This window comes from Burkholderia cepacia GG4 (genome assembly GCF_000292915.1).
Lineage (GTDB): Bacteria > Pseudomonadota > Gammaproteobacteria > Burkholderiales > Burkholderiaceae > Burkholderia > Burkholderia cepacia_D.
This window is the reverse complement of the sequence record NC_018514.1, coordinates 1,966,092-1,981,154: the sequence shown is the minus strand read 5'-3', so window position 1 is coordinate 1,981,154 and position 15,063 is coordinate 1,966,092. Positions and strand designations below refer to the sequence as shown.

Below are 15,063 nucleotides of genomic sequence, written 5' to 3'. Positions count from 1 at the left end.
TCGACCGCCGCGTGGCGGTCGCTTGCGGTCAGGTATCCTGCAGCGCCTCGAAGCGTTGCGCGATGAAATCGATCAGCAGTCGGACCGCGGGCGGGATGCCCTTTCTCGTCGAGAACACGGCGTGAATCACGTCGCGACGCGGCGACCAGCGCGGCAGGATCCGCTTGAGCGTGCCGTCGTCCAGCTGGTCACGCACCATCGCGGCCGGTAGCTGGGCGACGCCGAGACCGGCGACGGCCGCCTTGCGCAGGGTCAGCAAATCGGTCGTGACGAAGCGCGGCGCATGGCGCACCGCCACCAGCGTGCCGTCGGGCGCAGTGAGCGACCACACGTGATCGGGCGCCGGCAGGCCAAAGGCGAGGCTCGGCCACGACCGGAGTTCGCACGGATTGCGCGGCTGGCCCAGCCGTTCGCACAGCGTGGCCGCCGCGACCAGGCACTGCGGGGAATGCCCCAGCGTGCGGGCCACGAGGTCCTGGGCAATCCACGGCTCCGGATCGGAGTGGAGCGCGAGGTCCAGCCGTTCCCTGATGACGTTGGTACGGCGGTTCATCGCGACCAGTTCGATGTTGATGTCGGGATAGCGGGCCGCGAAGGCGGTCAGGATCGTGCCCACGTGAGCATGGAGCAGGGCGACGGGGCACGACAGTCGAACGGTTCCGCACGGTTGCGTATGGGCGGATTCGATCACCGCTTGCGCAGCGTCGACTCTCGCGAGCATGGTCTTGCAGCGCGCATAGTACGCACGGCCGTATTCCGTCATCGCGAACGAGCGGGTGGAGCGGTGGATGAGCTTGACGCCCAGCTGCTGTTCCAGCATGGCGATGCGCCGGCTCAGCCGCGATTTCGGCAGGCGCAGTTCGCGCCCGGCCGGTGCGAATCCGCCGTAATCGACGACTTGCACGAAATAGTAGAGGTCGTTGAGATCGTAGCCGAGCGTCGGGGAGACGGTGCGTGAAAGCCGGGCAGCGACCAGCGGCGGGTGAGTGCTATCGGGCATGTGCGGCATCCGGTTGCGATCGCGATTGAATTCACCTGGCCGGCGGGAGGCGCGGCAGTGCCGGAGTCGACGGTTGCGGACACGGTGCCTGCGACGCGCAAGCATGCGTGTACCGGGATGCGGATGCTGCGACGTCGGGAGCGGGCTCGGGTAGCTTAGGCCAGCCACGTTGACGTGGGTAGCACAGGCACGTCGAACAGTGTGTTCGGGTTCATCGAACGGAGCGGGAGCGGGGCGCGGCGCGATGCGGTTCGATGCTGGTTCATTCGGCCCCGGGCGGGAGCGGCCGAGACGAACCAAAAAAAGGCCGTGCATCAGCACGGCCTCGACCCGATCCCGATCGCCGACCTGGCCCGGCGATCGAAACCGCCTCACCGGGCCACCTCACGACCTGCCTGCATCAGACTCCGCCGGTTCCTCCAGCGGCCCGGCATCATCGTCCGCCATGGGCCGCGGCGAATCGATCAAGCCCTTTGCCAGCTCCAGCGCCTGCCGCTCGAACAAGCGGCGATAGATCCCGCCGTCGACGCGAATCAGCGCGTCGTGACTGCCTTGCTCGATCACCTTGCCGCGATCGAGCACGAGCAGACGGTCGAGCGCACGCACCGTCGACAGCCGGTGCGCGACCACGAGCGTCGTGCGGCCGATCATCAGCCGTTCCATCGCCTGCTGGATCAGCACCTCGCTTTCGCTGTCGAGGCTCGACGTCGCTTCGTCGAGGATCAGGATCGGCGCATCGGCGAGGAACGCGCGCGCGATCGCGACGCGCTGGCGTTCGCCGCCCGACAGCTTGATCCCGCGTTCGCCGACGAGCGTGTCATAGCCGTCCGGCAGCGCGACGATGAAGTCGTGTGCGCTGGCGAGACGCGCGGCGCGCTCGATGTCGGCGCGGCTCGCGTCCGGACGCGCATACGCGATGTTCTCCGCAAGCGTGCGGTGGAACAGCACGGGCTCCTGCTGGACGATCGCGATCTGGCTGCGCAGCGAATCCTGCTGCACCTGCGCGATGTCCTGGCCGTCGATCGTGATGCGGCCGCCCGAGACGTCGTACAGGCGCTGGATCAGCTTGATGAACGTCGTCTTGCCCGACCCGGAATGGCCGACGAGGCCCACGCGTTCGCCGGGCGCGATGCGCATCGAGAAGTCGTCGTACAACGGTACCGGATGGTTGCCGTAGCGGAACGTCACGTGCTCGAAACGGATCTCGCCTTGGCCGATCCGGATCGCCGGCGCGTCGGGGCGATCGTCGATGCCGAGCGGCTGGCGCTCGAGCGCGACGAGTTCTTCCATGTCGTTGACCGAACGCTGCAGGTTGCGGATGTGCATGCCGACGTCGCGCAGGTAGCCCTGCAGCATGAAGAACATCGTCAGCGAGAACGCAATGTCGCCGACGCTCGCTTCATTGTTCACCCACAGCCGCAACGCGACGCCGATCATCGCCGCCTGCATCGCGACGAGCATCGCGCCCTGCAACCCGCCGTTGAATGTGCCGCGCACCCACGTGCGGCGCGTGCGCTGACGCCACTTGCCGATCACGCGCGCGAGCCGCGCTTCCTCGCGCGTTTCCGCGCCGAACGCCTTGACGACCGCGTTGCAGCTCACCGCGTCCGCGAGCGCGCCGCCCATCCGCGTGTCCCACAGGTTGCCGAGCCGCGCGGCCGGCGCGACGATGCCGAGCGACACGGCGACCGTCACCGAGATGTACAGCAGCGAGCCCGCGCCGACGACGAGCCCCATCACCGGCCAGTGCGTGCCGAGCAGCACGGTCGCGCCGACCAGCATCGTGACCGACGGCAGCAGGGCGATCAGCACCGTGTCGTTCAGCAGGTCGAGCGCCCAGATCCCGCGCGTGATCTTGCGCACGGTCGAACCCGCGAAGCTGTTCGCGTGCCAGTCGGTCGAGAAGCGCTGCACGCGATGGAACGACGCGGCGGCGATCTCGCTCATCATCTTCAGCGTGAGCGTGATGATGTTCAGATAGACGCCTTGCCGCAGCAGCGTCGCGCCGATGCCGAGCACGGCCAGCGTGCCGAATGCGGTGACGGCCGAATGCCACGCGGCGGCGCGGTCGGTCAGGCCGGTCGACAGCGCATCGACGAGGCGCCCGGCGAACAGCGGCGTGAGCACGTCGGCAAGCGCGGCGAGCAGCGCCAGCCCCGCGATCGTCGCGATGCGCACCGGCTGCTTGCGCCAGTAGCGGAAAGTGAAGCCGAAGACGGCCTGGAATGCCTGGCCGCCCAGATGGGTGGTTTTTCTGGTCATGTATCGTTGCCCGGCGCATCGCGCGACGGGACTTTCCGGTTCGGAGAACGTCGAAAACGCAACAGCCGGGCCGCACGGACGATGCGCGGCGAAACGAAACGGGCTGTCGGGAAATACGCGCGGACTGGCGGGTTATCGGAGAACCCGGGAGCCGGCGCGGACGACGGGCTGGATCAGCCGCGTCGTGGGACCACGTTCGGGAAGGTTGCTGGCATTCGGAACATCTGCACCTCCCTGAAGTGAACGGTTGAAAGGACGCCGAAAAGACGTGTAGGGATTTTATCAGCAGAGCCGGACGCGCCGCAACGTCTGACGAATACGGCGTTGCTGCGTCGATACGGTTAGTATTAAGGGTTTCGGCCCTTCTTTCGTGCGCGTTCCGCGGTGCGGTGCCGCACGGGGTGACGGGCCGCATCGATTACACTGCGGCGTTGCGCGCCGGCCGCTGCGGCCCCGCCGATACACCACGATACATTCCTGAGGAAACGATGAGCGACGTTCAGCAAGGCATCCTGGCTCCGATCGACACGGCGGCCCGATACCTCACTTTCAAGATGTCGAGCGACGGCAATGTCGCGGCGGCGCTGACGGCATTGCGCGAGCTCGTCGACGGCCACGACACGGTCGCCGGTTTTGGCCAGGCGCTGGCCGCGCACCTCGGGCGCCCGGTTCCGGGCCTCACCGAATACCCGGCGTTCGCGGTGAACGACCGCGCGCTGCCGGTGACGCCGGCCGACGTGTGGATCTGGCTGCGCGGCGACGATCGCGGCGAAATCGTGCTGCGCGCGCGGGCGATCGAGCGCGCGTTGGCACCGGCGTTCGCGCTGCAGGATGCGGTCGACGGGTTCCGCTATTCGACCGATCGCGACCTGTCCGGTTACGAGGACGGCACCGAAAACCCGACCGGCGACGACGCGGCGGCCGCGGCGATCGTCACGGGGCAGGGCGCGGGGCTCGACGGCTCGAGCTTCGTCGCGGTTCAGCAATGGCTGCACGACTTCGACCAGATGGAGCGCATCGCGTCGGGCGACATGGATCACATCATCGGCCGTCGCCGCTCGGACAACGAGGAGCTCGACGACGCACCGGAGTTCGCGCACGTGAAGCGCACCGCGCAGGAAAGCTTCGAGCCGGAGGCATTCATGCTGCGCCGTTCGTCGCCGTGGTCCGATGCACGCCGCGCGGGGCTCTACTTCGTCGCGTTCGGCTGCTCGTTCCGTGCGTTCGACGTGCAGATGCGCCGGATGAGCGGGGCGGACGACGGCATCGTCGATGGCCTGTTCCGCTTCACGCGGCCGCTGACGGGCGCGTATTTCTGGTGCCCGCCGGTGAAGGACGGCAAGCTGGATCTCTCCGCGCTCGGGCTGTAAGCGCCGGACGATAGCGGCGAACGGGCGGGCCGCGCATGACGCGCGGCCCGCCCGTTTTGCTTTTCAGGCGGTCGATCGCACGCGGCGCGGTGCGCGTCCCGCCCCGCGTGCGCCGCACGCCATCCGTCAGTTCAACGTCGTTTCGATGCGCGTGCCGCGCTTGATGAACTGCGTGACTGGCGTCTTTTCGCAGATTTCCGCGAGACGCTGGCGCTGCGCGTCGTCGAGCGGGCCGTCGAGCGTCACGACGCGACGCACGTATTGCTGCCCTTCGCGATCGGCATGCAGCTCGGTGCGCACGTCGATGCGCACGGCCGGCCACGTCTTGCGCTGCATGTACATGCGCAGCGTCGCGGCCGTGCATTGCGCGAGGCCGGCGAGCACGAAGTCGAACGGGGCCGGGCCGAGGCCCTGTCCGCCTTCGCGCGGTGCTTCGTCGCCGGTCAGCGCGTGCGTGCCGGCCTGCAGCTGGACGACGTAGTTCGGCGCGTCGGCGGCGAGGGTGGCGGCAGCGTGGATGAGCGACATGGCGAGTCTCCGGTAAGCGGGAAAGAGGGGGCCGCGACGATGCGCGGCGTTCGAGCCGTCAGCATACCGTCTCGACGGAAATCGCGGGCCCAATGAGCGTCGACGACGCTCGACCGGATCAGACGGCGACGCCGGCACTGCGCCGCACGAGCGCGGCGACGCGTTCGCGCACCCACTGGTGCGCCCGATCGGTCTCGCGCGATTCGTGCCAGTACGCGAGCAGCGGAAACGGCTTGAGCCGCAGCGGCAGCGGCTGCACCGCGATCGGCAGCAGCGCGGCCATTCGCAGCGCATACGTGCGCGGCAGCGTGAGCAGCAGGTCGCCCGCCGCGGCGATCTCGCACGCGGCGAAGTAATGCTGGCAGACGAGCTGGATGTGCCGGAAGCGCCCGTCGTTGCCGAGCAGGACATCGAGCGACTGTGGTTCGCCGAGCGCCGACACGGCGATATGCCGCGCGGCGAAATAGTCACTGCGTCGAAGCGGACTGCCCGCCAGCGGATGATCGAGCCGCATCGCGACGACGAGCGAATCGTCGAGCAGGTGTTCGGTCGCGATGCGCGGGCCGGTTTGTACGCGTCGATCGACGGCCAGATCGAGATTGCCCGACGCGAGTTCGCGCTCGATGTCGTGCACCGCGACGCGCCGGCTCACGAAGCGCAGGCCCGGCGCTTCGTCGGCGAACGCGGCGACGACCTGCGGCAGCGCGATCGATTCGAGCACGTCGCGAATGCCGACCGCGATGCTCAGGTCGAGCGTGGCGGGATCGAACGCCGACGGGTCGCGGGCGGTGCGTTGCAGGCCGGCGAGGTGAAGCTGCACGTCCGCGATGATCGCGCGCGTGCGTTCGGTCGGCACGACGCGGTTGCCCTGGCGCACGAACAGCGGATCGTCGAAATGCGCGCGCAAGCGGTTCAGCGCGTGCGTGACGGCAGGCTGCGTCAGGTGCAGCGCGCGGGCGGCCGCGCCGATGCCGCCGTGCACGTAGACGGCGTCGAGCACGCGGAACAGATTCAGGTCGAGACGATGATCGGCGGGCACGGACGAAGTCGGCGGGGTGGGCGTGGTGCGATTCTAAAGGATGCGCAGACAACGGAACGCGCGTGCATGCGTTCGCTTGCGCCGGCGTTGCCGCGCGTGCCGACCATGCCGTGAGGGCCGCGTACGTGCGGGACGATCGATGCCATTCGATGCACGTCGACGACGTTCGTCCCGATACGCGGAAGCGCCTGCATGTGAGGCGAGCCGGCCACATCGGCATGCGGATTTCCGCGAGACCCCCGCCATCGGGCGGCGACAGCCTGTAGAAATCCGCCATCATGCTGTCACTGTCGGCCATTTCGCCCAAAGGCGTTACCCGTTCGGCTAAGATGCCGTCGCTTCATATTTCGAGATAGCCGTCCTGTCGCACGTGTTCAAACCAAATATAAGCCTGACAGTTCGACGGTATTAAAAGAATTCGAAACAGTCCGGGGGCTTGGCTAGTGGAAGCAGCAGATCAAAGGTGGGTCGTTATCTATTTGAGTACGGGGTTTTCTTTGGCCCAGGCCGCGCGTCTCGGCGAGGCCTTCAACCTGGCGAATCGCCTGCACGCGTTCAGTGCCGATTACCAGCTGAAGTACGTATCCGAAAGTGGGGGATTGCTGCAGTCGTCGTCCGGTGTCCAGATCGCCGCCGATCCGCTCGGCGACGAGCACAGCCATCGTGCACTCGCGTTCTTTCATCTTCACGGTGAGCGCGCATCGATCAACTGGAACGATGCGTTGCGGCGCCGCTTGGGCGACATCCGCCGGCATGCGCGCTGGATCGTCGATGCGATGGACCTGTCGGCGCTCGCGGCATCGCAGCGGCCATCGGACGCGAATCACGCGCGCCCGGATCGCGCACGCCGCGCGGCGGTAACGGTCGAATTGCAGGCCGCCGAAGCGGACGTGTTCGCTGCCGTGCTCGACATGTTCCGCGCCGATCTCGGCGACAGCGCCGCGCAGGAGATCGCCAGCAACCTGCTGCGGCCGGTCGAGCAACGCTATGCACAGTCGATGTGGGCGTTCCGCGAACTGAGCGCGAGCCCGTCGATCCGGATGTCGGCGCAGCGGTTGCGCGCGCAGAGCGCGAACCGGATCTCGATCGCCGAGGCCGCGCAGACGGCCGCGATGAGCGAGCGCAATTTCCTGCGGCGCTTCAAGAAGGAAATCGGCGTGACGCCGACCGAGTTCGTGCAGCACGTGCGGCTCGAGCGCGCCTGCCACATGCTGATCCACACGACGCTGCCGGCCGACAAGGTCGCGCGGCGCACGGGCTTCGGCAGCGGCGAGCGTCTGGCGAAGCTGTTTCGGCAGCGCCTGCTGATGTCGCCGACCGAATTTCGCGTCGCCGAGCGCGAGCGGATCCTGACGAACGGCGCGGGGTCGCCCGATCCGCAGGCCGCGCCGCGGCCGGCGAAAGCCGACGGCGAGCGGGCCAGCCGGGGCGTGCGCACCGAGGCACGGGAGAAAATGGGACGGATGACCGTAAAATCACCGTGTCGCGATCACGATCCCCGGTTTCCATGCCCCTGCTCCCCACCACCGCCACCGCCCCCTTCTGCCCGTCGGAAGTAAAGGGCAGCATCAGGATCGACGCCGGCGCGTCGCGCTGGCTGAAGCTCAAGCGCTTCTTCGGCCCGGGCCTGCTGGTCGCGATCGGCTATATGGATCCCGGCAACTGGGCCACCGACATCCAGGCGGGCTCGCAATTCGGCTATTCGCTGCTGTGGGTCGTCGCGTTCTCGAGCCTCGCCGCGATCTTCCTGCAAATGCTCGCCGCGCGGCTCGGCCTCGTCGCGGGCAAGGATCTCGCGCAGGCCAGCTACGACCGTTATGGCCGCTTCGGCCGCGTCGTGCAGTGGGTCACCGCCGAGGTGTCGATCATCGCGTGCGACATCGCCGAAGTGCTCGGCTGCGCGCTCGCGTTCAAGCTGCTGCTCGGCGTGCCGCTCGCGTGGGGGATCGTGCTGACCGCGCTCGACACGGTGATCGTCCTCGGGCTGCAGGGCAAGGGCGTCCGGCAGATCGAGGCGATCGTGCTCGGGCTGATCGCGACGATGGCGTTCTGCTTCGTCGCGCAGGTCGCGATCACGCCGCCCGACTGGCACGCGGTCGCGAAGGGGCTCATGCCGGGCGATCCGGGCCATGACCGCAAGGACGCGATCGTGCTCGCGCTCGGCATCGTCGGCGCGACGATCATGCCGCACAACCTGTATCTGCATTCGTCGGTCGTGCAGACGCGGCAGGTCGTCGGCGGCGCGCGCGGCATGGTCCGCGACACGCTCGCGCTGGTGCGCATCGATACCTGCGTGTCGCTGTTCGTCGCGATGCTCGTCAATGCGGCGATCCTGGTCGTCGCGGGGGCCGCGTTCCATGCGACCGGCCAGCACAACGTCACCGACATCGAACAGGCGTACCGGCTGATCACGCCGATCGCCGGCGGCGCGGCCGCGCTGCTGTTCGGGATCGCGCTGCTCGCGTCGGGGCAAAGCTCGACGCTGACCGGCACGATCGCCGGCCAGGTGATCATGGACGGCTTCCTGCACACGAAGATCCCGTGCTACCAGCGCCGGCTGATCACGCGCGGGCTGGCGCTGGTGCCGGCGCTGATCGGCGTGCTGTGGCTCGGCGAAGGCTCGGTCGGGCAACTGCTCGTCTGGAGCCAGGTGCTGCTGAGCCTGCAGCTGCCGTTCGCGATGTGGCCGCTGATCCGGTCGGTCAGCGATCGCAACATGATGGGCGAGCACGCGATCGGCCGCAGGATGCAGCTGGCCGCGTGGACGCTGTTCGCCGCCATCACCGGCACGAACCTGCTGCTGATCACGGGTGTCGCGGGCTGATACAGCCTGTCACAGGCTGAAACGGGCCCGTGGCGCGCTTGCGTTAAACTGCGGCCTTTCGCTAGCCGTTCGAAGTCCGTTATGTGGAGTGAAATCAGCAACATCGGCGATGCCGCGCTGACCCTGCCGGTCGCACTGACGTGCGCGGTCTGGCTCGCGCTGTCCAACTGGCGGCTCGCGGTGCGCTGGATCGTGCTGCTCGCGGCCGGCATGAGCCTGGTCGGGGCCACCAAGATCCTCTACGCGGGCTGCGGCGTCGAGATCCCGCAGTTCGATTTTCGCGTGATCAGCGGCCATACGATGCTGTCGACGTCCGTGTGGACGGTCACGCTGTCGATGCTGTGGCAGGCATTCCGCCCGGGGAAGGCGCCGGGCGTGGCGGCCGGTCTCGCCGTCGGCGCGGTGACGGCCGTCGCGCGGGTGTTCGACCATTCGCACACGACTCCGGAAGTCGTCGTCGGCTGGCTGCTCGGCGCGCTGGTCGCGCTGGTGTTCCTGCACGCGTACGACCGCGCCCGCAAGCGCGCGTTCTCGCCGCGCATCGCGGCCGTCTGCCTGCTTCTCGTGTCCGGCATCGCATACGGGCATCGCGCGCCGTTCCAGCAGATGATCGACACGCATTCCCCGCAGTTCTGCGCGTTCGTGCGCGGGTCCGGCGACGGATTCTGACGATTGCGCGCCCGGGGCGTCGGCGCCCCGGCGCCCCGCTTGAGCATGCGGTCGTCGCACGGCGGCCATGGCGTGCGTCAGTCCGGTTGTTTCCCGTCCCCGGCATGCGCCGGCGCCCGGCCTTGGTCGAATCGATACGCAGCAGGCTTGATCCACGGGATCGGCCGTGCCGTGCCGCGTCGCTTCGTCAACCGCGGATGCGAAGGTCATCAGCTGAGTCTATGACCGGGCATTACGAATATTCATTTCATCGATTGGCGGCATTCGCGTACGCTGGCGCTCGTTCGATCGGGTCCGGCAGCAGTCGCCGGCCCGATTGGTCCGGCGCGGTGCGCCGGCTCGCTATACTCGCGCAAACTCCGCGGCGGCCGGCATGCGGCAACCGCCATCGCGGCACCGGTCCGCAACGACGATTCACGATAGGAGCAGGTTCCATGACAGTCGTTTCCCCGCGCCTCGCAGGCAAGTGCGCATATATCACGGGCGCCGCCGGCGGCCTCGGCCGCGCGATCGCGCGCCGGATGGTCGAGCAGGGCGCGCGCGTGTTCCTGACCGACATCGCCGACGCGGCCGTGCTCGACGCGTTCGCGCACGAACTCAATGCCGGACAGGCGGCACCGGTCGCGTTCGCGGCCACGCAGGACGTGCGCGACGAAGCGCGCTGGCAGGCGCTGCTCGCGCAGGCGAACGAAGCGATGGGTGCGCTGTCGGTGCTCGTCAACAACGCGGGTGTCGGGTCGATCGGCGCGCCCGCGCAGATCGAGATCGACGAGTGGCGCCGCGTGATGGCGATCAACGTCGAGAGCATCGTGCTCGGCTGCAAGCATGCGCTGCCGTACCTGGGCGCGAGCCGCCCGGCGTCGATCATCAATATCTCGTCGGTGGCCGCGTTCAAGGTCGAGCCGGATTTCACCGCGTACAACGCGTCGAAGGCCGCGGTCGCGTCGCTGACGAAGTCGGTCGCGATCGACTGCGCGCGCCGCGAACTCGACGTGCGCTGCAACTCGATTCACCCGGCGTTCATCCGCACGGGAATCGTCGAGCCGCTGTTCCAGTCGCTCGGCGAACGCGATGCGACGCGCAAGCTCGCGCGCGGCATTCCGCTGCGCCGGCTCGGCGACCCGGACGACGTCGCGCATGCGGCCGTTTATCTGGCATCCGACGAAAGCCGCTTCGTGACCGCCGCCGAACTCGTGATCGACGGCGGCATGTGCGCGGTCTGACGCGCATCGACAACTACAACCGGAGGAGAACATCGTGTCGACACCCGTGAACCGCCAGCTGCTGCTGAAGACCCGCCCGGAAGGGCGGGTCGGTCGTGAACACTTTTCGCTCGTCGAAACGCCCGTGCCGGCGCTCGCCGACGGCGAAGTGCTCGTGCGCGTGCTGTATCTGTCGATGGACCCGACCAACCGCGTGTGGATGAGCGACGTGCCGCAATACCTGCCGCCCGTCGCGATCGGTGAGGTGATGCGCGCGCTCGGCATCGGGCGCGTGATCGCGTCGCGTCATGCGGGGTTCGCGCCGGGCGATCTCGTGCAGGGGCTCGTCGGCTGGCAGGATTACGCGGTCGTACCGGCCGACCAGGCTGCGCAGCTCGTGAAGTTGCCTGCGCAGTCGGGCCTGCCGCTGCCGACGCTGCTCGGCGCGTGCGGGATGAGCGGCCTGACCGCGTACTACGGGCTGACCGACATCGCGCCGGTGCAGCCCGGCGAGACGCTCGTCGTGTCGGCGGCGGCCGGGTCGGTCGGCTCGATCGCCGGCCAGATCGGCAAGATCCACGGCGCGCGGGTGGTGGGCATCGCGGGCGGCGCGGACAAGTGCCGCTACCTGACCGAGACGCTCGGCTTCGACGCGGCGGTCGACTACAAGGCCGACGATTTCCGTCAGCAGCTGAAGGCGGCGACGCCGGACGGCGTGCACGTGAACTTCGAGAACGTCGGCGGCGAAGTGATGCGCGCGGTGCTGTCGCGCATGGTGATCGGCGGGCGCGTCGCGCTGTGCGGCGTGATCTCGAACTACAACAGCGGGCGCGCGGCGGACGACGTCGGCGTGCTGATCTCGAAGCGGATCACGATGCGCGGCTTCCTCATCCTCGACTATCGCAAGAGCCGCGAAGCGGTGCAGACGCTTGCCGGATGGCTGCGCGACGGCCGGCTCAAAGCCGAGGAAACGGTCGCCGACGGGCTTGAAAACGCCCCCGACGTGCTGAATCGCCTGTTCGACGGCGACCATCGCGGCAAGCTCGTGCTGCGCGTCGATCCGGATGCGTGAGCGGCAGCGTTCGCGCGCCTTGAGTTCGAACAGGCGGACATCGATTTAGGACTTGTCCCATATATTGTTCCGGCCGCTCTCCTTAAAGTAATCGCCAGCAAACGGCGGCGTGACATGTGCGTCACGCCGCCGTTTTTATTTGCGCGGCGAGAAGGGAGGCGAAACATGCGAATGAAAGCTGGGCAGGAAGCATCGGCGGTGGTGTGCGATCGAACGATGCGACGCGTTGGCAACCGGCTGAGGATCGTCGCAATGGGGATCGGCATCGCGTGCGCGATGTCGGGCGCCGGCGTGGCTGGGCAGGCGAATGCAGGTGGCGTCATGCGATTCACCGGCGCACTCGTCGATCTGTACGACGTGACATTCGATGCGCCGTCGATCGACGCGTCAGCCAGCGCGACGGCGGCGACGCTCCGGTTCGATGCGCATGGCCGGCACTTGGCCGGCGCGCATGTGGCGCTCGTGGGGCTGGACGGCCAGCCGCTTGCGCGGACCGCGGAGGCGGAGGTTCGTGCGACATGGCGCGATGCGCGCGACGATCGCAGCGTGCCGCTGGACCCGGATCGTGCGCATCGTGTCGGCCCGTATGGCGGCGTGATGACGGTGGCAGTGCCGGAAATGACGACGGGCGCCGTGGCGCCCGTCGTGATCAGAATTCGTCATCCGTGACGCGCCGCGTCATTCGCCCTGTTCGGAGCGAGCGTAGATGTCCCAGCTCGCCATGAACAGCGCGGCGACGAGCGGCCCGATCACGAAGCCGTTGATGCCGAACAGCGCCATCCCGCCGAGTGTCGAGATCAGCACGACCCAGTCGGGCATCTTCGTGTCCTTGCCGACGAGGATCGGGCGCAGCAGGTTGTCGACGAGGCCGATCACGCCGACGCAGAACGCGACGAGGATCACGCATTTCCAGACCGCGCCGATCGCGAGGAAGTAGAGCGCGGCGGGTATCCACACGAGGCTTGCACCGATCGCCGGCAGCAGCGACAGGAACGCCATCAGCGCGCCCCACAGCACGACGCCCTCGATCCCGAGGATCCAGAAGATCAGGCCGCCGAGCGCGCCCTGCACGAGCGCGACCGCGATGTTGCCCTTCACGGTCGCACGCACGACCGTCGTGAACTTCGCCAGCAGCAGGTTCTTGTGCTCTTCGTCGAGCGGCATCGCGCGGCGCACGCGGCGGCCGATCTCGCCGCCGTCGCGCAGCAGGAAGAACACCATGTACAGCATCACGCCGAAGCTGACGACGAACTGGAACGTGTTCTGGCCGATGCTGAGCGCCTGCGCCGCGGCGAACTGGCTGATCTGCGCGGCGCCGTCGGTCAGTTTCTTCTGGATGCCCGGGATGTTGGTCAGCCCGTATTTCTGCAGCAGGTTCTGGATCGACGTCGGCAGCGCGTGAATGATGTCGTGGAAGTACTGCGAATAATTCGGCTGCGCGCTCTTCAGTTCCTGGTACACGTATGCGATTTCCTGCACGAGCGTCGCCATGACGAACACGAGCGGCAGGATCACGATCAGGATGATGAGCGACATCGTCACGAGCGCGGCCAGATTGCGCCGCTTGCCGAAGCGTGCGGCGAGCCAGCGCTGCACGGGCTGGAACAGGATGGCGAGAATGGTGCCCCAGAAGACGGCACCGGAGAATGGCGCGAGAATCCAGCACAGTCCGACGGTGACCGCGAACAGCAGGAAATAGAAGAATTTTTGGTGATCGTGTCCGCTATCCATGGATGATTCGCGCAGATTGATGCCTGGTTTGATTGAATCTCGTTGCCTCGGGCGCGATCGGCTCGCGAACGTCACGGGTTCGCGGCGCCGCGCGCCGCAGGGGCGGCCCGATGGGCAGTATGCCCGCAAAGGTGCCGCCATCATAGCCGCTGCACGCGGCGCACGCGAAAACGCCGCGGCGGGGCCGCGGCGTTGCCGGGGGGCGGACGCGACGATGCCGCGCAGGATCGTCAGATGTTGAGCTTGGAGACCTTGGTGCCGTTCACCGACAGGTCGCCCATCAGGCCCGCGTTGGTCAGGATCAGCACCTCGACCGGCGCGGTGGCCGTCGTGGTGTCGAGCGCGCCGTTCGCGCCGACCTTCACGACCGCGACCGACGCGTCTGCGCCGGCCGCCCAGCCGTCGGACTTGCGGAACGAGTCGAGCGCATCCTGCGTCATGAACAGGAACACGATCGCTTTCGATTGCGCGCCGGCCTGCAGGCCGACCGACAGCGACGACGTGTTGTAGTAGCCGACGGTGCTGCCGCCGACGCGCAGCGCGCCGTTGCCGGACTGGCCGCCGACGATGAAGCCGGCCTGCAGCACGGTCGGGAATACCAGCACGCCGCGCGATTTCGCGACGAGTTCGCGCGAACCCGGGACCGTCGAATAGAGGCGCGACAGCGTCGCATTCACGCTCGCGTCGATCGACTGTCGCTTCGACGCGCTGGCCGCTGCATTGTCCGGTTTGTCGGGCGTGGTGGTGCAGCCGGCGAGCGCGAGGCTGCCGAGCATGACGGCGGCGGCTGCTTTCAGTGCGAGGGACTTTTGCATGGCGATTCTCCTTCGTTGTCGGATTGAGGACGGGCGGGGCGGGCGGTGGTGCGGGCAGCCCCGGTCAACGGCGGGCAAGGAGCAGGCCCACGGCGAACGCGAGGCCCGCTACGACGCCGGCGGTCTGCCACGGGTTGTCGTGCACGGCTTGCGATACGCGTTCGGCCGAATCGCGCAGCCGGGCGGTCGCAGTGCCCGACGCGTGGTCGAGCGTGCTGCGGGCTTCGTCGAGCCGCGACTGCACGCGCTTGCGCAGCGCGGCGATATCGCCGTCGCCATCGTTCTTCAGCAGATCTTCGAGTTCGTCGACCAGCCCGCGCAGATCGTCGGTGACGTCCGCATGCAGATCGCGGACCGCGGAGCGCGTCGTGCGTCCCACGCGCCGGCCGGTGCGACGGATGTCGGACAGGCCGCGATCCAGCTTGTGTTCGATCGAGTCGGTGAGCGCCATGGTGTTTATCCTCCTTCGATTTGATTTACAGGCCAATTTGAAGATAAGACGAATCCCAGCATCCAGTGTGATTCACATCATCCAATTGAGTTTCGAGACA

At 67.7% G+C, this 15,063-nt stretch carries 14 protein-coding genes; 7 read left to right on the top strand and 7 right to left on the bottom strand.

The features are described 5' to 3' along the window. Window positions 1–28 precede the first annotated feature (28 nt). Window positions 29–1,000, bottom strand: coding sequence for a LysR substrate-binding domain-containing protein (locus GEM_RS24495; protein ID WP_014900098.1), 972 nt, complete (start codon window positions 998–1,000; stop codon window positions 29–31). A 384-nt stretch (window positions 1,001–1,384) separates the two neighbouring features. Then, a complete protein-coding gene (locus GEM_RS24490; RefSeq protein WP_014900097.1) occupies window positions 1,385–3,262 on the bottom strand; it encodes an ABC transporter ATP-binding protein in 1,878 nt (625 codons plus the stop codon). Window positions 3,263–3,750: 488 nt separating this feature from the next. On the opposite strand from GEM_RS24490, the gene GEM_RS24485 reads away from it, so the two are divergent. Next, window positions 3,751–4,632: a Dyp-type peroxidase gene (locus tag GEM_RS24485; protein WP_014900096.1), complete on the top strand. Its 882-nt coding sequence runs from the start codon at window positions 3,751–3,753 to the stop codon at window positions 4,630–4,632. 126 nt (window positions 4,633–4,758) lie between these two features. Here the strand turns inward: GEM_RS24485 and GEM_RS24480 are convergent, their stop codons facing one another. Next, complete coding sequence (locus GEM_RS24480; RefSeq protein ID WP_014900095.1) at window positions 4,759–5,160, bottom strand: OsmC family protein; 402 nt, start codon at window positions 5,158–5,160, stop codon at window positions 4,759–4,761. Window positions 5,161–5,278: 118 nt separating this feature from the next. Continuing rightward, a complete protein-coding gene (locus GEM_RS24475; protein WP_014900094.1) occupies window positions 5,279–6,199 on the bottom strand; it encodes a LysR family transcriptional regulator in 921 nt (306 codons plus the stop codon). A 497-nt stretch (window positions 6,200–6,696) separates the two neighbouring features. Between GEM_RS24475 and GEM_RS24470 the strand changes: the two genes are divergently transcribed. The 6 genes from GEM_RS24470 to GEM_RS24445 all read left to right on the top strand — a co-directional run bounded on the left by GEM_RS24470 (window position 6,697) and on the right by GEM_RS24445 (window position 12,635). Continuing rightward, window positions 6,697–7,758 carry a helix-turn-helix domain-containing protein gene (locus GEM_RS24470; protein ID WP_014900093.1) on the top strand — a complete coding sequence of 354 codons (1,062 nt, stop codon included), beginning with the start codon at window positions 6,697–6,699 and terminating at the stop codon, window positions 7,756–7,758. Continuing rightward, complete coding sequence (locus GEM_RS24465; RefSeq protein WP_014900092.1) at window positions 7,707–9,023, top strand: Nramp family divalent metal transporter; 1,317 nt, start codon at window positions 7,707–7,709, stop codon at window positions 9,021–9,023. Before GEM_RS24470 ends, GEM_RS24465 begins: the two co-directional genes overlap by 52 nt. 81 nt (window positions 9,024–9,104) lie before the next feature. Further along, window positions 9,105–9,692: a phosphatase PAP2 family protein gene (locus GEM_RS24460; RefSeq protein ID WP_014900091.1), complete on the top strand. Its 588-nt coding sequence runs from the start codon at window positions 9,105–9,107 to the stop codon at window positions 9,690–9,692. Window positions 9,693–10,126: 434 nt separating this feature from the next. Next, complete coding sequence (locus tag GEM_RS24455; RefSeq protein WP_014900090.1) at window positions 10,127–10,915, top strand: SDR family oxidoreductase; 789 nt, start codon at window positions 10,127–10,129, stop codon at window positions 10,913–10,915. Window positions 10,916–10,949: 34 nt separating this feature from the next. After that, window positions 10,950–11,966: an NADP-dependent oxidoreductase gene (locus tag GEM_RS24450; protein ID WP_014900089.1), complete on the top strand. Its 1,017-nt coding sequence runs from the start codon at window positions 10,950–10,952 to the stop codon at window positions 11,964–11,966. A gap of 165 nt (window positions 11,967–12,131) precedes the next feature. Then, window positions 12,132–12,635 (top strand): thioesterase, encoded by a 504-nt coding sequence (locus GEM_RS24445; protein WP_187293282.1) that lies wholly within the window; start codon window positions 12,132–12,134, stop codon window positions 12,633–12,635. Window positions 12,636–12,644: 9 nt separating this feature from the next. Here GEM_RS24445 and GEM_RS24440 read toward each other — a convergent pair whose 3' ends face one another. The 3 genes from GEM_RS24440 to GEM_RS24430 form a co-directional block, all read right to left on the bottom strand. After that, window positions 12,645–13,697, bottom strand: a complete 1,053-nt coding sequence (locus GEM_RS24440) for an AI-2E family transporter (protein WP_014900087.1) — start codon at window positions 13,695–13,697, stop codon at window positions 12,645–12,647. Between the two features lie 230 nt (window positions 13,698–13,927). Beyond that, window positions 13,928–14,512, bottom strand: a complete 585-nt coding sequence (locus GEM_RS24435; protein WP_014900086.1) for a YSC84-related protein — start codon at window positions 14,510–14,512, stop codon at window positions 13,928–13,930. 64 nt (window positions 14,513–14,576) lie between these two features. Continuing rightward, window positions 14,577–14,963, bottom strand: a complete 387-nt coding sequence (locus tag GEM_RS24430) for a DUF883 family protein (protein ID WP_014900085.1) — start codon at window positions 14,961–14,963, stop codon at window positions 14,577–14,579. Window positions 14,964–15,063 lie beyond the last annotated feature (100 nt).

Excerpts from the sequence above, each read along its gene's own strand:
- GEM_RS24435 (WP_014900086.1), bottom strand. The coding sequence starts at position 14,512 with ATGCAAAAGTCCCTCGCACTGAAAGCAGCCGCCGCCGTCATGCTCGGC.
- GEM_RS24455 (WP_014900090.1), top strand. The coding sequence starts at position 10,127 with ATGACAGTCGTTTCCCCGCGCCTCGCAGGCAAGTGCGCATATATCACG.
- GEM_RS24480 (WP_014900095.1), bottom strand. The coding sequence starts at position 5,160 with ATGTCGCTCATCCACGCTGCCGCCACCCTCGCCGCCGACGCGCCGAAC.
- GEM_RS24495 (WP_014900098.1), bottom strand. The coding sequence starts at position 1,000 with ATGCCCGATAGCACTCACCCGCCGCTGGTCGCTGCCCGGCTTTCACGC.
- GEM_RS24440 (WP_014900087.1), bottom strand. The coding sequence starts at position 13,697 with ATGGATAGCGGACACGATCACCAAAAATTCTTCTATTTCCTGCTGTTC.
- GEM_RS24485 (WP_014900096.1), top strand. The coding sequence starts at position 3,751 with ATGAGCGACGTTCAGCAAGGCATCCTGGCTCCGATCGACACGGCGGCC.
- GEM_RS24465 (WP_014900092.1), top strand. The coding sequence starts at position 7,707 with ATGCCCCTGCTCCCCACCACCGCCACCGCCCCCTTCTGCCCGTCGGAA.
- GEM_RS24445 (WP_187293282.1), top strand. The coding sequence starts at position 12,132 with ATGCGAATGAAAGCTGGGCAGGAAGCATCGGCGGTGGTGTGCGATCGA.
- GEM_RS24460 (WP_014900091.1), top strand. The coding sequence starts at position 9,105 with ATGTGGAGTGAAATCAGCAACATCGGCGATGCCGCGCTGACCCTGCCG.
- GEM_RS24490 (WP_014900097.1), bottom strand. The coding sequence starts at position 3,262 with ATGACCAGAAAAACCACCCATCTGGGCGGCCAGGCATTCCAGGCCGTC.
- GEM_RS24430 (WP_014900085.1), bottom strand. The coding sequence starts at position 14,963 with ATGGCGCTCACCGACTCGATCGAACACAAGCTGGATCGCGGCCTGTCC.